20 protein-coding genes are annotated in these 13,723 nt (G+C 62.8%); 1 reads left to right on the top strand and 19 read right to left on the bottom strand.

Annotated features, from left to right (window positions below; translation table 11 throughout):
- Positions 1-45: 45 nt before the first annotated feature.
- From FJ959_RS18265 to FJ959_RS18195, 16 genes are all read right to left on the bottom strand, one after another.
- On the bottom strand, positions 46-492 hold the full coding sequence (locus tag FJ959_RS18265; RefSeq protein ID WP_140631262.1) for a gene transfer agent family protein: 447 nt from the start codon (positions 490-492) through the stop codon (positions 46-48).
- Positions 489-929: a phage tail tube protein gene (locus tag FJ959_RS18260; RefSeq protein WP_140631260.1), complete on the bottom strand. Its 441-nt coding sequence runs from the start codon at positions 927-929 to the stop codon at positions 489-491. The genes FJ959_RS18265 and FJ959_RS18260 overlap by 4 nt, the downstream gene beginning before the upstream one ends.
- Positions 930-990: 61 nt before the next feature.
- Positions 991-1,395, bottom strand: coding sequence for a DUF3168 domain-containing protein (locus FJ959_RS18255; RefSeq protein WP_140631257.1), 405 nt, complete (start codon positions 1,393-1,395; stop codon positions 991-993).
- Entirely contained in the window at positions 1,396-1,839 is a 444-nt protein-coding gene (locus FJ959_RS18250; protein WP_246678952.1) for an HK97-gp10 family putative phage morphogenesis protein, read from the bottom strand.
- A 118-nt stretch (positions 1,840-1,957) separates the two neighbouring features.
- Positions 1,958-2,308: a head-tail adaptor protein gene (locus FJ959_RS18245; RefSeq protein ID WP_140631253.1), complete on the bottom strand. Its 351-nt coding sequence runs from the start codon at positions 2,306-2,308 to the stop codon at positions 1,958-1,960.
- Positions 2,292-2,498, bottom strand: coding sequence for a hypothetical protein (locus tag FJ959_RS18240; RefSeq protein ID WP_246678951.1), 207 nt, complete (start codon positions 2,496-2,498; stop codon positions 2,292-2,294). Before FJ959_RS18240 ends, FJ959_RS18245 begins: the two co-directional genes overlap by 17 nt.
- Entirely contained in the window at positions 2,474-3,100 is a 627-nt protein-coding gene (locus FJ959_RS18235) for a class I SAM-dependent methyltransferase (protein ID WP_181172038.1), read from the bottom strand. Before FJ959_RS18235 ends, FJ959_RS18240 begins: the two co-directional genes overlap by 25 nt.
- Entirely contained in the window at positions 3,027-3,911 is an 885-nt protein-coding gene (locus FJ959_RS31825; RefSeq protein WP_181172039.1) for a hypothetical protein, read from the bottom strand. Before FJ959_RS31825 ends, FJ959_RS18235 begins: the two co-directional genes overlap by 74 nt.
- A gap of 41 nt (positions 3,912-3,952) precedes the next feature.
- Complete coding sequence (locus FJ959_RS18230) at positions 3,953-4,546, bottom strand: head-tail connector protein (protein ID WP_140631248.1); 594 nt, start codon at positions 4,544-4,546, stop codon at positions 3,953-3,955.
- The gene (locus FJ959_RS18225) at positions 4,540-5,019 is read right to left on the bottom strand and encodes a hypothetical protein (RefSeq protein ID WP_140631246.1); all 480 of its coding nucleotides are present in this window, start codon (positions 5,017-5,019) and stop codon (positions 4,540-4,542) included. Before FJ959_RS18225 ends, FJ959_RS18230 begins: the two co-directional genes overlap by 7 nt.
- A gap of 23 nt (positions 5,020-5,042) precedes the next feature.
- Positions 5,043-5,342, bottom strand: a complete 300-nt coding sequence (locus FJ959_RS18220; protein WP_140631243.1) for a hypothetical protein — start codon at positions 5,340-5,342, stop codon at positions 5,043-5,045.
- Between the two features lie 51 nt (positions 5,343-5,393).
- Complete coding sequence (locus FJ959_RS18215) at positions 5,394-6,761, bottom strand: phage major capsid protein (protein ID WP_246678950.1); 1,368 nt, start codon at positions 6,759-6,761, stop codon at positions 5,394-5,396.
- Positions 6,762-6,773: 12 nt separating this feature from the next.
- Positions 6,774-7,631 (bottom strand): head maturation protease, ClpP-related, encoded by an 858-nt coding sequence (locus FJ959_RS18210; RefSeq protein WP_140631240.1) that lies wholly within the window; start codon positions 7,629-7,631, stop codon positions 6,774-6,776.
- A complete protein-coding gene (locus FJ959_RS18205; protein WP_140631237.1) occupies positions 7,628-8,905 on the bottom strand; it encodes a phage portal protein in 1,278 nt (425 codons plus the stop codon). The genes FJ959_RS18210 and FJ959_RS18205 overlap by 4 nt, the downstream gene beginning before the upstream one ends.
- Positions 8,906-10,615, bottom strand: coding sequence for a terminase TerL endonuclease subunit (locus FJ959_RS18200; RefSeq protein ID WP_140631235.1), 1,710 nt, complete (start codon positions 10,613-10,615; stop codon positions 8,906-8,908).
- Entirely contained in the window at positions 10,602-11,087 is a 486-nt protein-coding gene (locus FJ959_RS18195) for an AraC family transcriptional regulator (protein WP_140631234.1), read from the bottom strand. Before FJ959_RS18195 ends, FJ959_RS18200 begins: the two co-directional genes overlap by 14 nt.
- A gap of 156 nt (positions 11,088-11,243) precedes the next feature.
- On the opposite strand from FJ959_RS18195, the gene FJ959_RS31820 reads away from it, so the two are divergent.
- Complete coding sequence (locus FJ959_RS31820) at positions 11,244-11,417, top strand: hypothetical protein (protein ID WP_181172040.1); 174 nt, start codon at positions 11,244-11,246, stop codon at positions 11,415-11,417.
- Here the strand turns inward: FJ959_RS31820 and FJ959_RS18190 are convergent.
- From FJ959_RS18190 to FJ959_RS18180, 3 genes are all read right to left on the bottom strand, one after another.
- The gene (locus tag FJ959_RS18190; protein ID WP_140631231.1) at positions 11,414-11,707 is read right to left on the bottom strand and encodes an HNH endonuclease; all 294 of its coding nucleotides are present in this window, start codon (positions 11,705-11,707) and stop codon (positions 11,414-11,416) included. The two genes, FJ959_RS31820 and FJ959_RS18190, sit on opposite strands and share 4 nt — an antisense overlap.
- Positions 11,708-11,816: 109 nt before the next feature.
- Complete coding sequence (locus tag FJ959_RS18185) at positions 11,817-12,503, bottom strand: transcription termination/antitermination protein NusG (protein WP_246678949.1); 687 nt, start codon at positions 12,501-12,503, stop codon at positions 11,817-11,819.
- Positions 12,472-13,671: a hypothetical protein gene (locus FJ959_RS18180; protein ID WP_140631229.1), complete on the bottom strand. Its 1,200-nt coding sequence runs from the start codon at positions 13,669-13,671 to the stop codon at positions 12,472-12,474. The genes FJ959_RS18185 and FJ959_RS18180 overlap by 32 nt, the downstream gene beginning before the upstream one ends.
- Positions 13,672-13,723 lie beyond the last annotated feature (52 nt).

Raw genomic sequence — 13,723 nt, 5'->3', positions numbered from 1 at the left:
TGGCATTCTGGTAGCCTTCGAGCGCCGCCAGGAACTGCCACATGCTCATGCTTCGGACTTGTTGCGGGCTGAAGCCGAGGACGGCTCCGTTGCCGTAGATGGCTCCGTATCGGAACTTCCCGTTGGGGAGTTCATCGGATCGTCCAGATCCGGAGCCTCGGATTTTTTTCCGACGTCCTCCTCCGGCGCCCCGGCAACGCCGGCGCCAAGCACGAGCTGGGCGAGCACGAGGTTTTCCAGCGGCGGCCGCGCCTCGACGTAGGCACGAACCAGCTTCAGCGCCTTGACCGGCTCCAGGCCTCCGCCGATCAGGCCGAGGCGGATGGTGTGGGAAATATCCCCCATCCGCCAGCGGCCGGACACGAGCCGGTCGAGAACGACATAGGGGCCGGCATCGCATGCCTCCTGGAGCTTTTCGAGCTCGCCCCACGCCATGCGGAACTCATAATCGTCATCCGCGAAGGGCTGTGTCGTTGAGGCGTCTCGGATCACGGAGCGACGACCCTCACCATCGGACCATCGGACTGCATCGAGACGTTGGCGGTGACCCGCTGCGCGTTCGGAGCCGTGGCCGCGAAACTCTCGACATGCATCTTGCCGGTCCAGGTGATTGTCTTGGTCGGAAACTCCCATTCAACCTTCACATTGACCGAATCGACGCTTTCCCACGCGTCGAGCCATGTTTCGACCGATTCCGAGGCGAGCACACCTTCGCCGCTCACCGCCATCGACAGCGAGGTCGCGTCACGGCCAAGCCAGTCGACGGCATCCGGATCGTCGCAATCGGGAAGCTGGAATTCGTTCAGTGCCTTGGTCAGGGTCACCGACCGGGACGTGAAACCGCAGGGAACGGCGAAGAGTTCGGGGGATGCGCCGTCGCCGAGCATCACCTTGACCTTGCCGCCCTTGATTGTGCTGGGGGCTGCCATATTGTTTCTCCATTTGGTTGGGCGGCGCGGATGGATGCTGGCAGGCGCGCCCCTGCCTGGTTCACGGTTGTTCCGCGAAAGCCTCGAAGCTCATGCGAGCCCGATTTGTCAGTCCGTCCGGATCCTCGGAGTAGACGGTCTGACGATGCTGGAAATAGACCAGTGCGTTGTCGGTCAGTGCCAGTTCGGGATCGAGCAAACCTGCACGCACTGCATCGCCGATCCGCTTGGCCTCGGGAAATCCGACCGCGCGCGACCAGACGTTAATGTCGAGAGCAATGCTGAAGCCGTCGATGCAATCGGCATCTTCGGACAGTTCATCCATTGGGCCGAGCGTGACATAGGGGAAAACCGGCTTAGCCGGAACGCGATCGTAGACCCTCTGCCCGATCAGCGCCGTCACCCCGGCAACGGCCTTCAAACGGGCAACGATGGCGCCCTGCAATTCGAGGCTCGGCGAGGTCATCTAGCCCTTCCTGGCCTTGCGAACGGCCTTGTTGACTGCTCCCGCGATCCTCTTGCGAAGCGTCTTGCGATAGGCCCGGTAGGTGGGAAAGATGTGCGGGCGAGCGGCCATCTTGACGGTGCCGAACTCGAGGAAACGCCAGATGAATTCGGCGAAGATGCCGGTCGCGTTCGGATCCTTGGTCCCGTTCAGCGCTTTCCCGGTCTGGGTTGCCTTGATCTTCCCGCCGACCCTGCGATCGGCCGGGCGATTGGAGAGGCGATCAGCTTGGATGGTGCTGGCATAGTGGCCAGTGTTGCGCGGCGCGCGGGGCTTGATCCTGTTGGCAAGTTCCTTGGCGCCCTCGAGCTGCTCGACGGCGATCTCTTTTTCCACGTCGGGCAGCAACGCGTTGAGCCGGCGATAGAGCGCTTCCCGGCCTTCCCACTTGACCTTTGGCCTCACGGCAACATCCCAAAGTACCGCAGAGCCAAGGCAACCCCACACCCAAAGAGAAAACCTCGCGTGACCGTCCCAACGACGTTACCGATCACGTGTCCAAACCTTGCATACTGGCCAGCGGTCACGCCGCCACTCCGGATTCAACGGTGAGATAGACCCATGCCGGATCCGTCACGCTGTCGACGGCGTCGATCGCGTAGACGGTGCCGAGCCTGGCGTCCCTCATGCGCCAGTCCGTGGTGATCTGGCGCGTCTGCGACGACGAACGGACATAGACACCGAAGATGTTGCGCCCCTCGAGCCGAGCGGCGAGAACGGCTTCAGAACCGCCCCTGCTGCGAAGGTCGGCACGGCATTGGAACTTCTCCGCGAAGTCGCCGGCCACCGTATTGCCGTAGCCATCATCGGACGCCGAACGCGCGTCGAACGCCACGCGATGACGAAGGGAACCGGCGCTAGGCTTGGGCGCCATCGCCGTTTTCCTTTCCAGCCTTTCCCGCCTTAATCGCTTTGGCGGCGCCAAGAGCCGCCTCCGCGCAGGCGCGCGGCACGTTCAGCACCGTTCCGGCCTTGTAGGCAATTGTCGACTGCGCCGACGGCTTCCAGTCGAAATCTGCGGTGAAGCGTATCCACATGGTCACACCCTCATGAAAGCCAGCCACGTCCCCTCGACATGGCTGATCGGATGATTATCGGCATGCATATCTTCGAGCACAGCCTGCACATCGACGGTGCCGCGTGCATGATAATCGTGCCAGACTATGATGCCGCCCTTGCGGACACGGTGCCGTGCAAGTGCCGTATCGCTGATCACGCCGGCCCGGCCGTGATCTCCATCGATGAAGGCAAAATCGCACTCCGGAAGATCGTCTTGGTCGAGATCATGCGAGCCGTTGCGGGCGATCAGCAGCCGAAAGCGCGCATCATCAAGCGCCAGGCGTGCCGGCTGCTGCGGCACTTCGCGCCGCTGCACGATCTTGTCGGTGACGTATCCCTGCGGCACGTCGATGCCGACATAGCGTTCTATCGTCTCGACATTGCGCAGCAGCGCCTTGGCGGTGCGCCCTTCGTTGACGCCGAACTCGATGGCGACTTTCGGTGAGACCGACCGCGCCAGCGCGACCAGCACCTCCAGCTCGCCGGGGTTCATGAAGCGGGTGTTCAGCCCGCCCCAGTCGATCGGCCTGACGTCAAGCTGCGACTGGGGAACGGCCGGCATCTTGAGCAGCGAAGGCTCGTAGACGGGACGTTGCGGCTGGTACATCGATGGTTTTCTGACAAGCATGGCTGTGGCTGAAACACTGGCATGGGTTGATCGGGTCGATGCCGAGTGTGGGCGAATGTCGCGCCCCACCGGCAAACGAGGTGGCGTTTTCATAGCCGCCGAACACCACGGCGGCGGGGGTGCCGACAGACTGAGCAAGGATCGCCGCGAAGCCGGGCGACGTGAAGACGAGCGCGGCGACGGAGGTCAAGCCGGCGATGGTTTCAAAGTCCAACTCACCGCCATGGCACTCGGCATCGGCCTTGATCGGATGCCCGACCATCCATTCCTTGCCCGGCACCAGGTCGGCGATCGACACGACAAAGAAGTCGTCGCGGATCGCCGCGAGCAAGTCGCGATAGGCGACGTGGTCCGGATTGCGCGCCGGGCAGCCGCTCCATTCGGTGCGCTCGATCAGCGGACGATAGATCAGGATCGGCTTTTTCGGTCGCCATGCGTCGAGCAACAGCCACACCCGCTCCATCCATGCGGCCGGAACCGGCAGGCTGAAATCCCCGGTGGCATAGTCCGTTCCGGTCGCCCGGCACATCGCGGCCAGGACCGATCCCTGCGAGCGGACCTGATCCGGCGAATAACCGACCTGCACGGCACGTCCGAAGCGCGGCAACCGGGCGCGGTGGAACCTGGCGGCTTCACGGCTGGCATTCTTCGCCTGCGTGCGCAGCGCCGTCGTCTTATGGATCACCTTCAGACCATCGGCGATCAGGTCGTGGTAGGGTGCGACCCACGAACTTTCGAGGAAAACCTCGTGAGCTCGCATCAATTGCCTGACAATGGCGCGCTGATGCAAGTTGTCGCCAAGGCCGTGCATGCCGCGCACAAGGAGGGGTGTCACCGGTATATCCTCCGCATCTCGATCAGGCTGTTCGCCGAAAACGGGATCTCCGACACGACAGCGCCGAGTGCCACAGGCTCGCGCGCCTGATACCAGTTGGCGACCAGGATCATGACGATGAGCCGATCCATCGGGTCCTGCCTGAGATACGGATCGTCCCCGGACCCGGTTGTGTCAGGCTCATCGAAGCCGGCCGAAAAGCGCAGGCGAACGGCTTGAGGACGGTTGGACAGGACCGGCGACGAGAAGGCATCCGTAAAGCGGATGGTCGCGCCCTCGGCCGTGGTGACATAGTACCAGTCGGCCGGCGCAAGCGTCTGCTCGGCACCGTTTTCATCGAGATAGAGTATCTCGGTCACGTCACGGATCGGCGCTGCCGGAATGGTGATCGATCCGCACCATCTGTCGATGCGGTACTCGAACTCGGTCGGCAGCAGGATCCTGCCAGTGCGGTCCTCGGCAAGACGTGTCGCGGCGCGTATATAGCCCTTGATCAGTTCGTCGTCGTCCGCTGCATCGACGATGACGTGTGCCTTTACGTCGCCGAGGGAGACGAAGAAGCCGTCAGGCTGTGAAAGCCGCATCAGCATGCAAGCGCCTCCTCGAGGGTCATCTTCGGAAACCGTGAAAGAGTGGAGACAGGGCTGCAATTGATCATTGCCGTGCCAAGGTGCGCGAGCATGTCGGCCGCATTGTCCAGGCAGCGGCGCCACCGTTCGATATTCCTGGCAGAAGGATTGTTCATCAGCCGGGGATGCTTCCCATGCCAGTGCACGCCCAGGTCGAGGCGCATGTCATAGCCGACCAGGATGACCCTGCGAGCGCCGAACTGAACAGCCAGGTTCAAGGCCTGAAATCCACTGTTGCCACCGGACCCGATGGTCCCCGGCCGATCCAGTTGCAAACGATCTGAGTCTCGATCAAGGGACACGCGGCGGAGACCCCATTGCGAAGCCGCCACGGGGTCCTGACTGACTTTCAATCCGGAAAACTCGCTTGCACCGGATGCCGCGTTCCACCACGCAAGATCCGCGGCATAAAGAACGTCGGCCCATGGCGCCAACCGCCACGAATTGTTGATGGCGATCAGTCTTGCCCGGCCAGCGGCGATTTCGAGCGGGACTTGGGAGGCTGATGGTCCGCTTGCGACGATGACGGCTGTTTGCCCATGCCAGTCCGGGAACCAGTAGGGCGCGGCGATGCCTTGCCGGCCGCCTCCGCATCCGGGAGGAAAAGACCGCCCTCGTAGAGAACCTTCGCGCGGCGATGGGCGATCGCCGGAAAATCGCCATCCTTTCCGAACCGCGCGCCTTTTTTCACACGGCCCTCCTGGCCAAGCCACGGCCGCAATGCGACACCGGAAACATCAGACATCTTCATCTCCATTGAATGGCTGGGCGGCGAGTGTCGCCGCCCGGGATCTGATAGCGGGACCGATCAGGTCGCCGAGGTGAAGGCGCCGTAGATGAAGGCTTCCGGGCGGAACACGGCCAGAGCCACACGCTCTTCGCAGCGCATGGTGAGCATGTTCTTTTCGAAATCGTCATTGTTTTCGGTGGCGATTTCGACGCCCATCTCCTCGCGATCGTAGATCTGCGCGCCGCCGGCAAAGGCGCCGGTCAGGAAATTGCCTTCGAAGTCGGCAATTTCCGTCGGCACGACCGGGAGGCCCCAGAGCGTCGAGCCGGCGAGGCGAAGCGGATTGGCGAAGACATACTGGCCGTTTTCATCCTTGGTCAGCTCGGTGGCGGCCCAGTCCATGAAATGCATCACGATGCCGGTCGCCGGGAGCCTCGCCAACTGGGCTTGCAGCATGGCCAGGCGGATGTCGTCGATCCGGTTATGATGCGGCACAGCGAACGCCGGCGCGAAGGCTTCCGCCTGCGGAATGATCCCATGCAGGTGGACGCCGGTGCCGTCGCCGAACAGGATTTCTTCCTCCTCGACGTATTTGAGGCCATAGCGCATTTCACGGTCGACATCGGACTGCAACTGCTTGAAGTCGGCCAGGATCTGCTTCGACGCCTTGAAGATGTGGGCAATCGTCGAGACCGGCGTCATCTTGCTGTCATAGGCGATGGTGGATTCCGGCTTCTTTGTGCCTTCCGAAACCACACGCGCATTGTTGGTGAAGCCCGTCTGCTGAACCCAGAAAATGGCCGGGCTCTGGGTCTGACCAACGGGGATCAGGTCCCGCACGAAGAGGCGCTGCTTGGGCGCGACCTGAATGCCGGGCAGGATTTGCGGCTGGACGATTCCAGGATCGCCAGCGGGATAGTCGACGCTGGTGATCGCGGCATTGACCGAGAAGCGATGCTTGCCACGCGCGCTCGAGCCCTGGGCAGCGAATTCCTTGGTCTTCTGGTCGGCAACCAGCTGGGCGCCGATGGTCTTGTGAGCGGCGGTCTTGTCGCCGGGACGACGGACGATTTCCTGCTCGGCGGCCGTGAGGCGCGCCTGGGCATCGTTCAAAGCGCCCTTGAGCGAGGTCTGCTCGACCAGAAGCTTGTCGACCTCGGATTTTGTCGCGGTCAGCAACTCGCCCTTGTTCTTGACCTCGGTCAGCGCCTCTTCGGCTTTTCTGGCCAGCTCGTCGGACTTCTGGTTGAACTTGGTGGTAACCTCGGCGAGTTTTTCGGTCAGGGCCTTGAAGTCCTGCGCCGAAACCGCGGCCGCGCCCTCGGCGATCAGCATGTTGGTCGAGTGGTGGGCCGTCAGGATGTCCGGCCCAAGGCCAAAGGCGACCGCGATCGCGGCAAGCGTAAGCAGCCCGGCAAACGCCAGGAGCGTGTGGTTCTTGGTCATTTTGGATTTCTCCTAGGGGTTGATATCTATGCGCGACAGGACGGTCATCGCCTCGCGCATCTCGGCCTCACCAACGTCACGTGTGGTGTCATCGGCAACGTCGCGTGTGCCGGTCTTCAATTCGGAAATCAGCCGCTTGCGCTCAGCCTGCGGCAGGCCGGCCTTGGCAAGCGCGAGCTCGACACGACGGGCGGCAGCGCTGGCGCCGAGATCGAGGCTGGCCTTGGCATCCTTCGCCACCTGATCGGCAGGAAGAAACGCATCGGCAAAACCCTTGTCCACCGCGTCGGAGCCCGCAAGCCACGTTTCCTTGTCCATCATCTTGGCGACGTCTTTTGCATCCATTCCGGAGCGGGCGGCGTAGACGTCGGCCGAAGCCTTGTCGAAGGACTGGAGGACGTCGGCGATGTCATGCAGGTCGTTGCGATCGCCGACCGCCATGACCCAGGTGTTGTGGATCATCAGGAAGCCCGCACGCGGGACCTCGATACGGTCGCCGGACATCGCAATGATGGAGGCGGCCGAGGCCGCCATGCCGAGCACCTTCACGGTCACCTTCTGCTTGTGTTCCCGCAGAAGGTTGTAGATGGCGAGGCCTTCCATGAAGTCGCCGCCGGGCGAGTTGATGTTGACGACGACGTCGCGATCGCCAATAGCCCGCAATGCGCCGGCCACACGGCGGGCGGTCACGCCGTCGCCGAAGAAGTCGGCACCGATGACGCCGAGGATCGAGATGGCGTTTTCCGCGCCATCGTCGGCAGCCGCGCGAATGTCGGCTTGCCACCGGCCGAGAGCCGATGGACAGATTTCCGATCCAAGGCCGGAGCGCATGGATATTGCCGGCATCGCCGGCAGGTCACGAACGGTCATGCCGCTTTCCTTTCCTCACGCTCTTCGATCAGCCAGGTGCGCAGTGCGTTGCGCACCGCGTTCGCGTCGCTCTGCTGTTTTCCGATCTGGTCCAGCGGCACCAGGGCCGACTGCACGGTCAGGACACCGCCGCCAGGCATGGGCGGCATATTGTCCAGCTTTCGCAACTCGTCGCGCGTGCGCAAACCGTTTTGGGCCAGGGAGGACATCAGGGCGGCGCGGCCAGCGCTATCCGCGCGCAGAAGCCCCTCGAAGTTGAATTCGAAATAGATGCCGGCGCGCCTTTCGGCAGGCGTGACCAGGCGTGTGTTCACCGCCGATTCGATGCGCTTGAGGTATGCGCGAAGGCCAAGGATCAGCCAGCCCAGAATGATCTGTTCGACGCCGGAGCCCCACATTGTCTGGCCCTCCGATGCGTGGCCGACCAGGATCGGCGGGACGCCCATCCAGCGGCAGACATCCTCGACCGAGAAGCCGCGCGCCATGATCAGTTCGGCGTCGCGGGGCGTGATGTTGAGCGACTGCCAATCGAAGCCGGGCGGCATGATGATTCCGGAGCCCTGACCCTCATGGCCCTCGAAAGGCTTGACGTAATTGTCCATGAACTGCTGGCGCTGATCCTTGTCCATGGTGACAGGAGGCTTCCAGAAGCCGCTGTTGCGAAGGCCCTTGGAAAACAGCCGCGCTGACGCGCGTTCCGCCGAGATGGCGGCGCCCAGCGAGCGCGCGGCATAGGCGACGGGGGAAAGGCCCTCATCTTCGTCGTTCGGGGCAAAACCCTTTATGTGAAAGACCTTGTCTTTCGGCAGGTCTTCGCTTTTGCCGCGATCATTGAACCGATAGAACAGCCGGCCCGAGGCGTCGCGCAGCGGCGTCGTGTTTTCCGCCTTCATCGGCTGAAGAGCCACCAGCCTGTCGCCAATCAGGCTTTTCTCGGCATACGAATTGCCGAAGTCGCACAGCGGCGCGATTCGCCCTTCCCAGAACTCGACTGCCGTCTGGTCGGCATTCGGGGCGAATTGCAGGAGCTCGTACAGGCGATGATCCTTTTGCGCCGTGCGTTGATCGTCCGGTGCCGTCGCGAAGATACCGGCCGGCAAGGTGGAGATCGTCTCAGAGATCAGCCGCTTCGCCGCCCACCACGTCGACAGTTTCATGGCGTTGTCTGGCGTGACGTTCTGGCCGGAATCGTTGTCGTAGCCCCAGAGCAGGCGCCACTTCTCCAGATCGGAGGTGACGTTCAGCCGGCCGGTGAGCCATTTCCAAATCGCCATCTACATCACCGCCGCCGGTTGAGAGAGCCATGAAGCAAGATCGACACGTGGCTTAGCCTCCGGGTTCCAGCTCATCAGGATCGCCGCGCACAGCATGGCGATGACGGGGTCGATCTTGGTTCGGCCGGCAGCCTGTTTGGTCGCCATGTTGCCGTTGCCCTTGACCTCGATCTTCACGTTGCCGACCGACCAGGCCATCATCGCCGAGCCGTCATGGCTGATCGAATTGTCGCTCAGCTTGTGCTCAAGGCCCCAGAGCGCCGGCGACAAGGCCGGCCCCTGTCGGAGCCGATGCAGCATGAGGCCGGTGATATCCTTCAAGGCCAGTGCGTCGACGAAGGCGGCGATGTTGTTCGGGTCGAAGCCGACCGCGTTCTTTTCCGGCATCAGGCCGGCGTCACGCACCTGCTCGGCAATGGCCGCAATCTTCTCGATGTATGCGGACACCTCGCAGAGCGTGAGCGAGCCTTCCTCGACGAAGTCGAGCAGCCGCGGCGCGATCTCCTTGCGAATTTCAAGCACCTTCGGATGCGCGAATGCATGTGTCCAGACCAGCCAGCGCCGCGTGATTTTCTCGCGACCGATGACACAGACACCGAACAGATCGTCCAGTCCGCCGCCGTCAGCGCCGACAACCGCGACCTCGGAACGCTGCAGCAGCGATTCCAGCGTCAGCGTTTCGTCGGCGCATGCTTCCCAATAGTCGGCACCGCGCCAGCCGTCATCGCCGAGGCCGACGCCGATCTCGATGTTGAGATGCTGGCTCAGCCATATCTGCTCGGCATGCTTCGTCGCCTTGCCGTTGTTCTCGTAGTCGGCCACCAGGCGCTCACGATTGATGGAGCGGTTGATGTTCGGCAAAAGGATGTCCCAGTTGCGCTGGTTACGCCAGAACGTCTCGTCGCGTTGCTTGTCGACCGGATATTCGTAGAGGACCGGCAGCATGATCGGCCCGCTGCCGCCCTTGCCGTCGCGGATGTTCCTTGCCTTTTTGAGTTCAGTCTCCCAGATGCCGGCCGGCTGTTCGTCCGACTGGGTCGTGATCATCAGGACCTGGCCGCCCTGCATGGTGATGCCGCCGCCCCGGATTTGCTGCATCACGGCGGCGGCGCCCTTCTTCTTGCCCAGTTCGTGCAGCTCGTCGATGATCGTCAGGATCGGGATTTCGCCGGTGACGATCGAGGTGTCGAACGTCTTGACGTTGAGCTGGGTGCCGGTCTTGCGGCGCTCGATGCATTTCAGGTGATCCTGCACCTTGAAGATGGCGTCGAGCCGGGCGTCCAGCCTGATCATGCCTTGCGCCTGTTCGAAGCACCGCTCCGAAATGTTCTGGCTGGGCGCCACGATCAGCATCTGCCGGTTCGGCGCTTCCTCCATGAACAGCGCCGTGAGGCCAAGGGCGGCGACATAGGTCGTCTTCGAGTTCTTCTTGGGAACCATGCAGAGCAGTTCCCAGACCAGGCGCTGCTTGGTCTCCGGATCTTCGCTAGCCAGGAAAGCGCACAGGATCTCACGGAACCATTCGCCGCAGGCTTGCGACAGCGGCGGATTGCCAGGCACATCCGGCAGCTTCAGCCGGTTGAAGAAGGCCAGCGCCTTCGCAGCCTTCTCCTGGTTGAGCGGAACGTCGGCCATCGGCGTCTGCCCGGCCTTGATGCGCTCCCACCAGTCGGGACACGCGAACCGCGGCAACGCCTCAGTGTCGAGCATTCTGTGCTGCTGCTTCGCTTTCGAGCTCGGCCATCAGGTCGGCATCGGCGGCATGGGCGCGCTGCTCGTCGACCAGCTTCTTGCCGACCTTTTCGCTTTTGGGCTTGTCGTCATCGCGGCCCTTGCCCATGCCGTCCTCGATCGTCATGCGGTCGTTGCGGTCGATCATGGCGCCGAGCTCGCGCAATGCCGTGACGTTTCCGGCGTTGGCCTGCTCGAGCGCGATCTCGAACCGCCTGGCGTCGAGCCGATCACGCATCGCATCGCGAACCTTGAGTTCGGCTCTAAAATACCGCTTCATCGTGGCCAGAGAGATGCCGACACCATTGGCAATGCGCTGGCTTGACCAACCAAGCGCTAGCAACAGCTTGATTTTGTTGCGGTCTCTTTCGGTCGGCTCATACGGCGGACGGCCGCGGTTACCGAAGCCCTCACGAACCGGATGACCGAACAGGTCAAAATTCGGCTCCATCAGAAAAAAATCTCCGAATGAGGGGGACGCGGGTCCGGGCCGAGGCGGCCTTCTAGACTTTTGACCCACCCCCCCTGCTTGCCCGTATCTCTCGAAGGTGGTTTGGTTGGTCACTCTCAACTTGCGGGAGTGGCATCCATGAATGGAGATGGGCACATGTGGCTAGAATTGACCACCGAAGGCGGTACCAAGATATACGTCAACTTTGATCAAGTTGCTGCGATCTCAGAGCTTGCCACAGGCAAAGGTCTGACCCGTCTTTGGACAAGCGGCGGGGACGTGGATGTTCAGGAAGATCGGAAGTACATTCAATCGAAGGTCGCAATCTAGTTCCAGACGCCCCGCTGCTGGAGGGTGGATTGCTCGGCCTTCTGCGCCTCGCTGTCGTGCCATTCCTTGGACACGGCCATCAGGTTGGCCTCATCCCAGAACAGCATCTCGTCTCCCCGATGTTCCTTGTCGTGGTGGATGACCGGGCTGTTGGGTGCAGGGTGCTTGCCGATCAACAGCACACCAGTCTTGCGGCAGGTGTACATGTCGCGCAGCAGGATCCGCTCGCGAACCTGCTGCCAACGCGCGGTCTTGTACCAGCGCCGCCAAGGCGCTGTGTTGCTGCTCATTATCTGGAATCTTATCCATTGCGGCGAAGCTGGGGTGCTTGGCCTGGGGCTGATGGCGCGGTCCACCTTTCGGCGTGCGACTCTTTCAGCTCGTCCTGGGACGGATTCGCTAATCCAGTTTTGTCACTTCCGCAAGAGCGAAGCCGATCGGCGTCTTGCGCCCGAATATGTCGACCTCCACCTGCACCTTGTGTCTGTCACCAAGCATTAGCACGACAGCCTCGAAGCCGGCAAATGGACCGCTGTCGATGGACACCTTGTCGCCAGCCTTCAGCGCATTGGTGAGAACTGCTATGGCGTCGGGGTCATTCTCGATACGGGCTTGGAATTTAACGATTTCCTGCTCGCTGACAGGGCTCGGATTATCGCATCCACCGATTGGTTCAAGCACGCCCTTGATGGTCCGAAGGCCTGCCCATGTGACAGGGCAAGAGACCACTTTGACGAAGATATAGCCGGGGAACGACGGCACCTTCACAGGCTCCATTGACTGATGCTTGCGGCCGCCACGGCGCTTCGGTTCAGTCTCCGTTGCCAGCATGACGCGCTCGACATTGGCATCTTCCAGAGACTTATCCACAGCAATGTCGGCGCGATCCTCGACCCGAAGCACGTACCAGCGCGCCTCCGGACCGTCCTGACCAGCTGCGGCGAGCAATGCCTGCTCACGGCGCGTCAGTGCGATTCGCCGATCGCTCTTCTGCCAGGCGCGGTCGACGTTGATGACCTCGCCCGTCGAGCGATCCACCCAGACGTGTTCACGCTCACTCAGCCGCTTCACGTCCGCCCGCATCATGGTTCCCTCGCACCGCCTGTTCGAATGCTTCCAGTCCGCCCGGCCCGCCTGCCGGGAAGTACACGCCACGCATCGCTCCGGGGTCTGGGAGCCAGGGCCAGCCCCGCATTTCGTGTTCCAGCTTCCAGGCCTGCCAGCACTCGGTGCCGACCGGCACGAACTCGCAGAGCTTGCCGAGCTGCTCCTCGGCAGGGCCGAAGCTGTGGATGCCGATCGCGCTCTCGGCGGCACGGTGCAGCCCGTTGACCATCGGCCAGCCGGCGCGCATCCGGTTGTCCTTCTCCAGCGTCTCACGGTTCAGCCTGCCGTCGGCGATTGCCCGCTCTTCCCAGCCCTTGAGCGGCGCCGGCGGCGCTTTCGGCCCGGTGACCAGGTCGCGCATGCGGATCGCCGCCCACACCGGTCCGAAGGCCGGCGCATAGGCCGGTTTCTCCGGCGCCTCCGGCTTGGGGCCAAGCCGCTCCCAGCGCTTTTCCGAGAGGTAGACGCCGAAGGCGCAGCGGCCCTTGGTCAGCTTCTCGGCGGCGAGGTATTCGGCCATGCGCTCTGCCGCCGTCTCGCGTTCCGCCGGCGTCAGCGCCAACGCGGCGGCCAGCGCCGTCTTGCCACTGTCGGCAACGAAGGTCGGCCAGTTCGGGTGAACCCGTTTCAGCCAGCGTTCGACCGATTTCTGATCGTCGCGTTCGCGCTCGCGCTCTCTCTCGACGGAGGGATCAAGGGAGGGGTCTGGAGGGGTTGGGTGACTCAGCTTGTCACCCTTAGCCGTCTCCGGTGTCACCCTTTCCATGTGTCCGGTGTCACCCTTATCGTCATCTTCTAAGGGTGACACCGTGTCACCCTTCGTTTCCGGGCGAGCGCCGGCCACCAGGGACCAGCCGCCCTTGCCCAGCAGTTGCAGCACATCGAGGTCGAGTGCGTATTCGTTCGTGCTGCGCGGTCCCTTGCCGCCCTCCCGCACCAGCCTGATCAGGCCGATGTCGAGGAAGGCCTTGAGCTCGCGCTGCACCTGGCGCGTCGAGCACTGTGCCGCGCGCGCAATCGTCGAGATCGCCGGAAAGATGCGGCTGCCGTCATCCTCGCAGGCGTCGATCAGCTTCAAGAGCACCAACTTGCGGGCGCAGGTGCCCATGTCGGCGCGAAAGCCTATGCCGAGCAGGAAGGCGCTCACTCCGCAGCCTCCCGCTTGCGCCCTGCCCGTGCTCTATGCTCCAGCTTGGCAA

The organism is Mesorhizobium sp. B2-2-4 (genome assembly GCF_006442375.1).
In the GTDB taxonomy this organism is placed as follows: Bacteria; Pseudomonadota; Alphaproteobacteria; order Rhizobiales; family Rhizobiaceae; genus Mesorhizobium.
The sequence above is the reverse complement of the archived record's forward strand: the minus strand, read 5'-3'. Positions and strand labels throughout refer to the sequence as shown.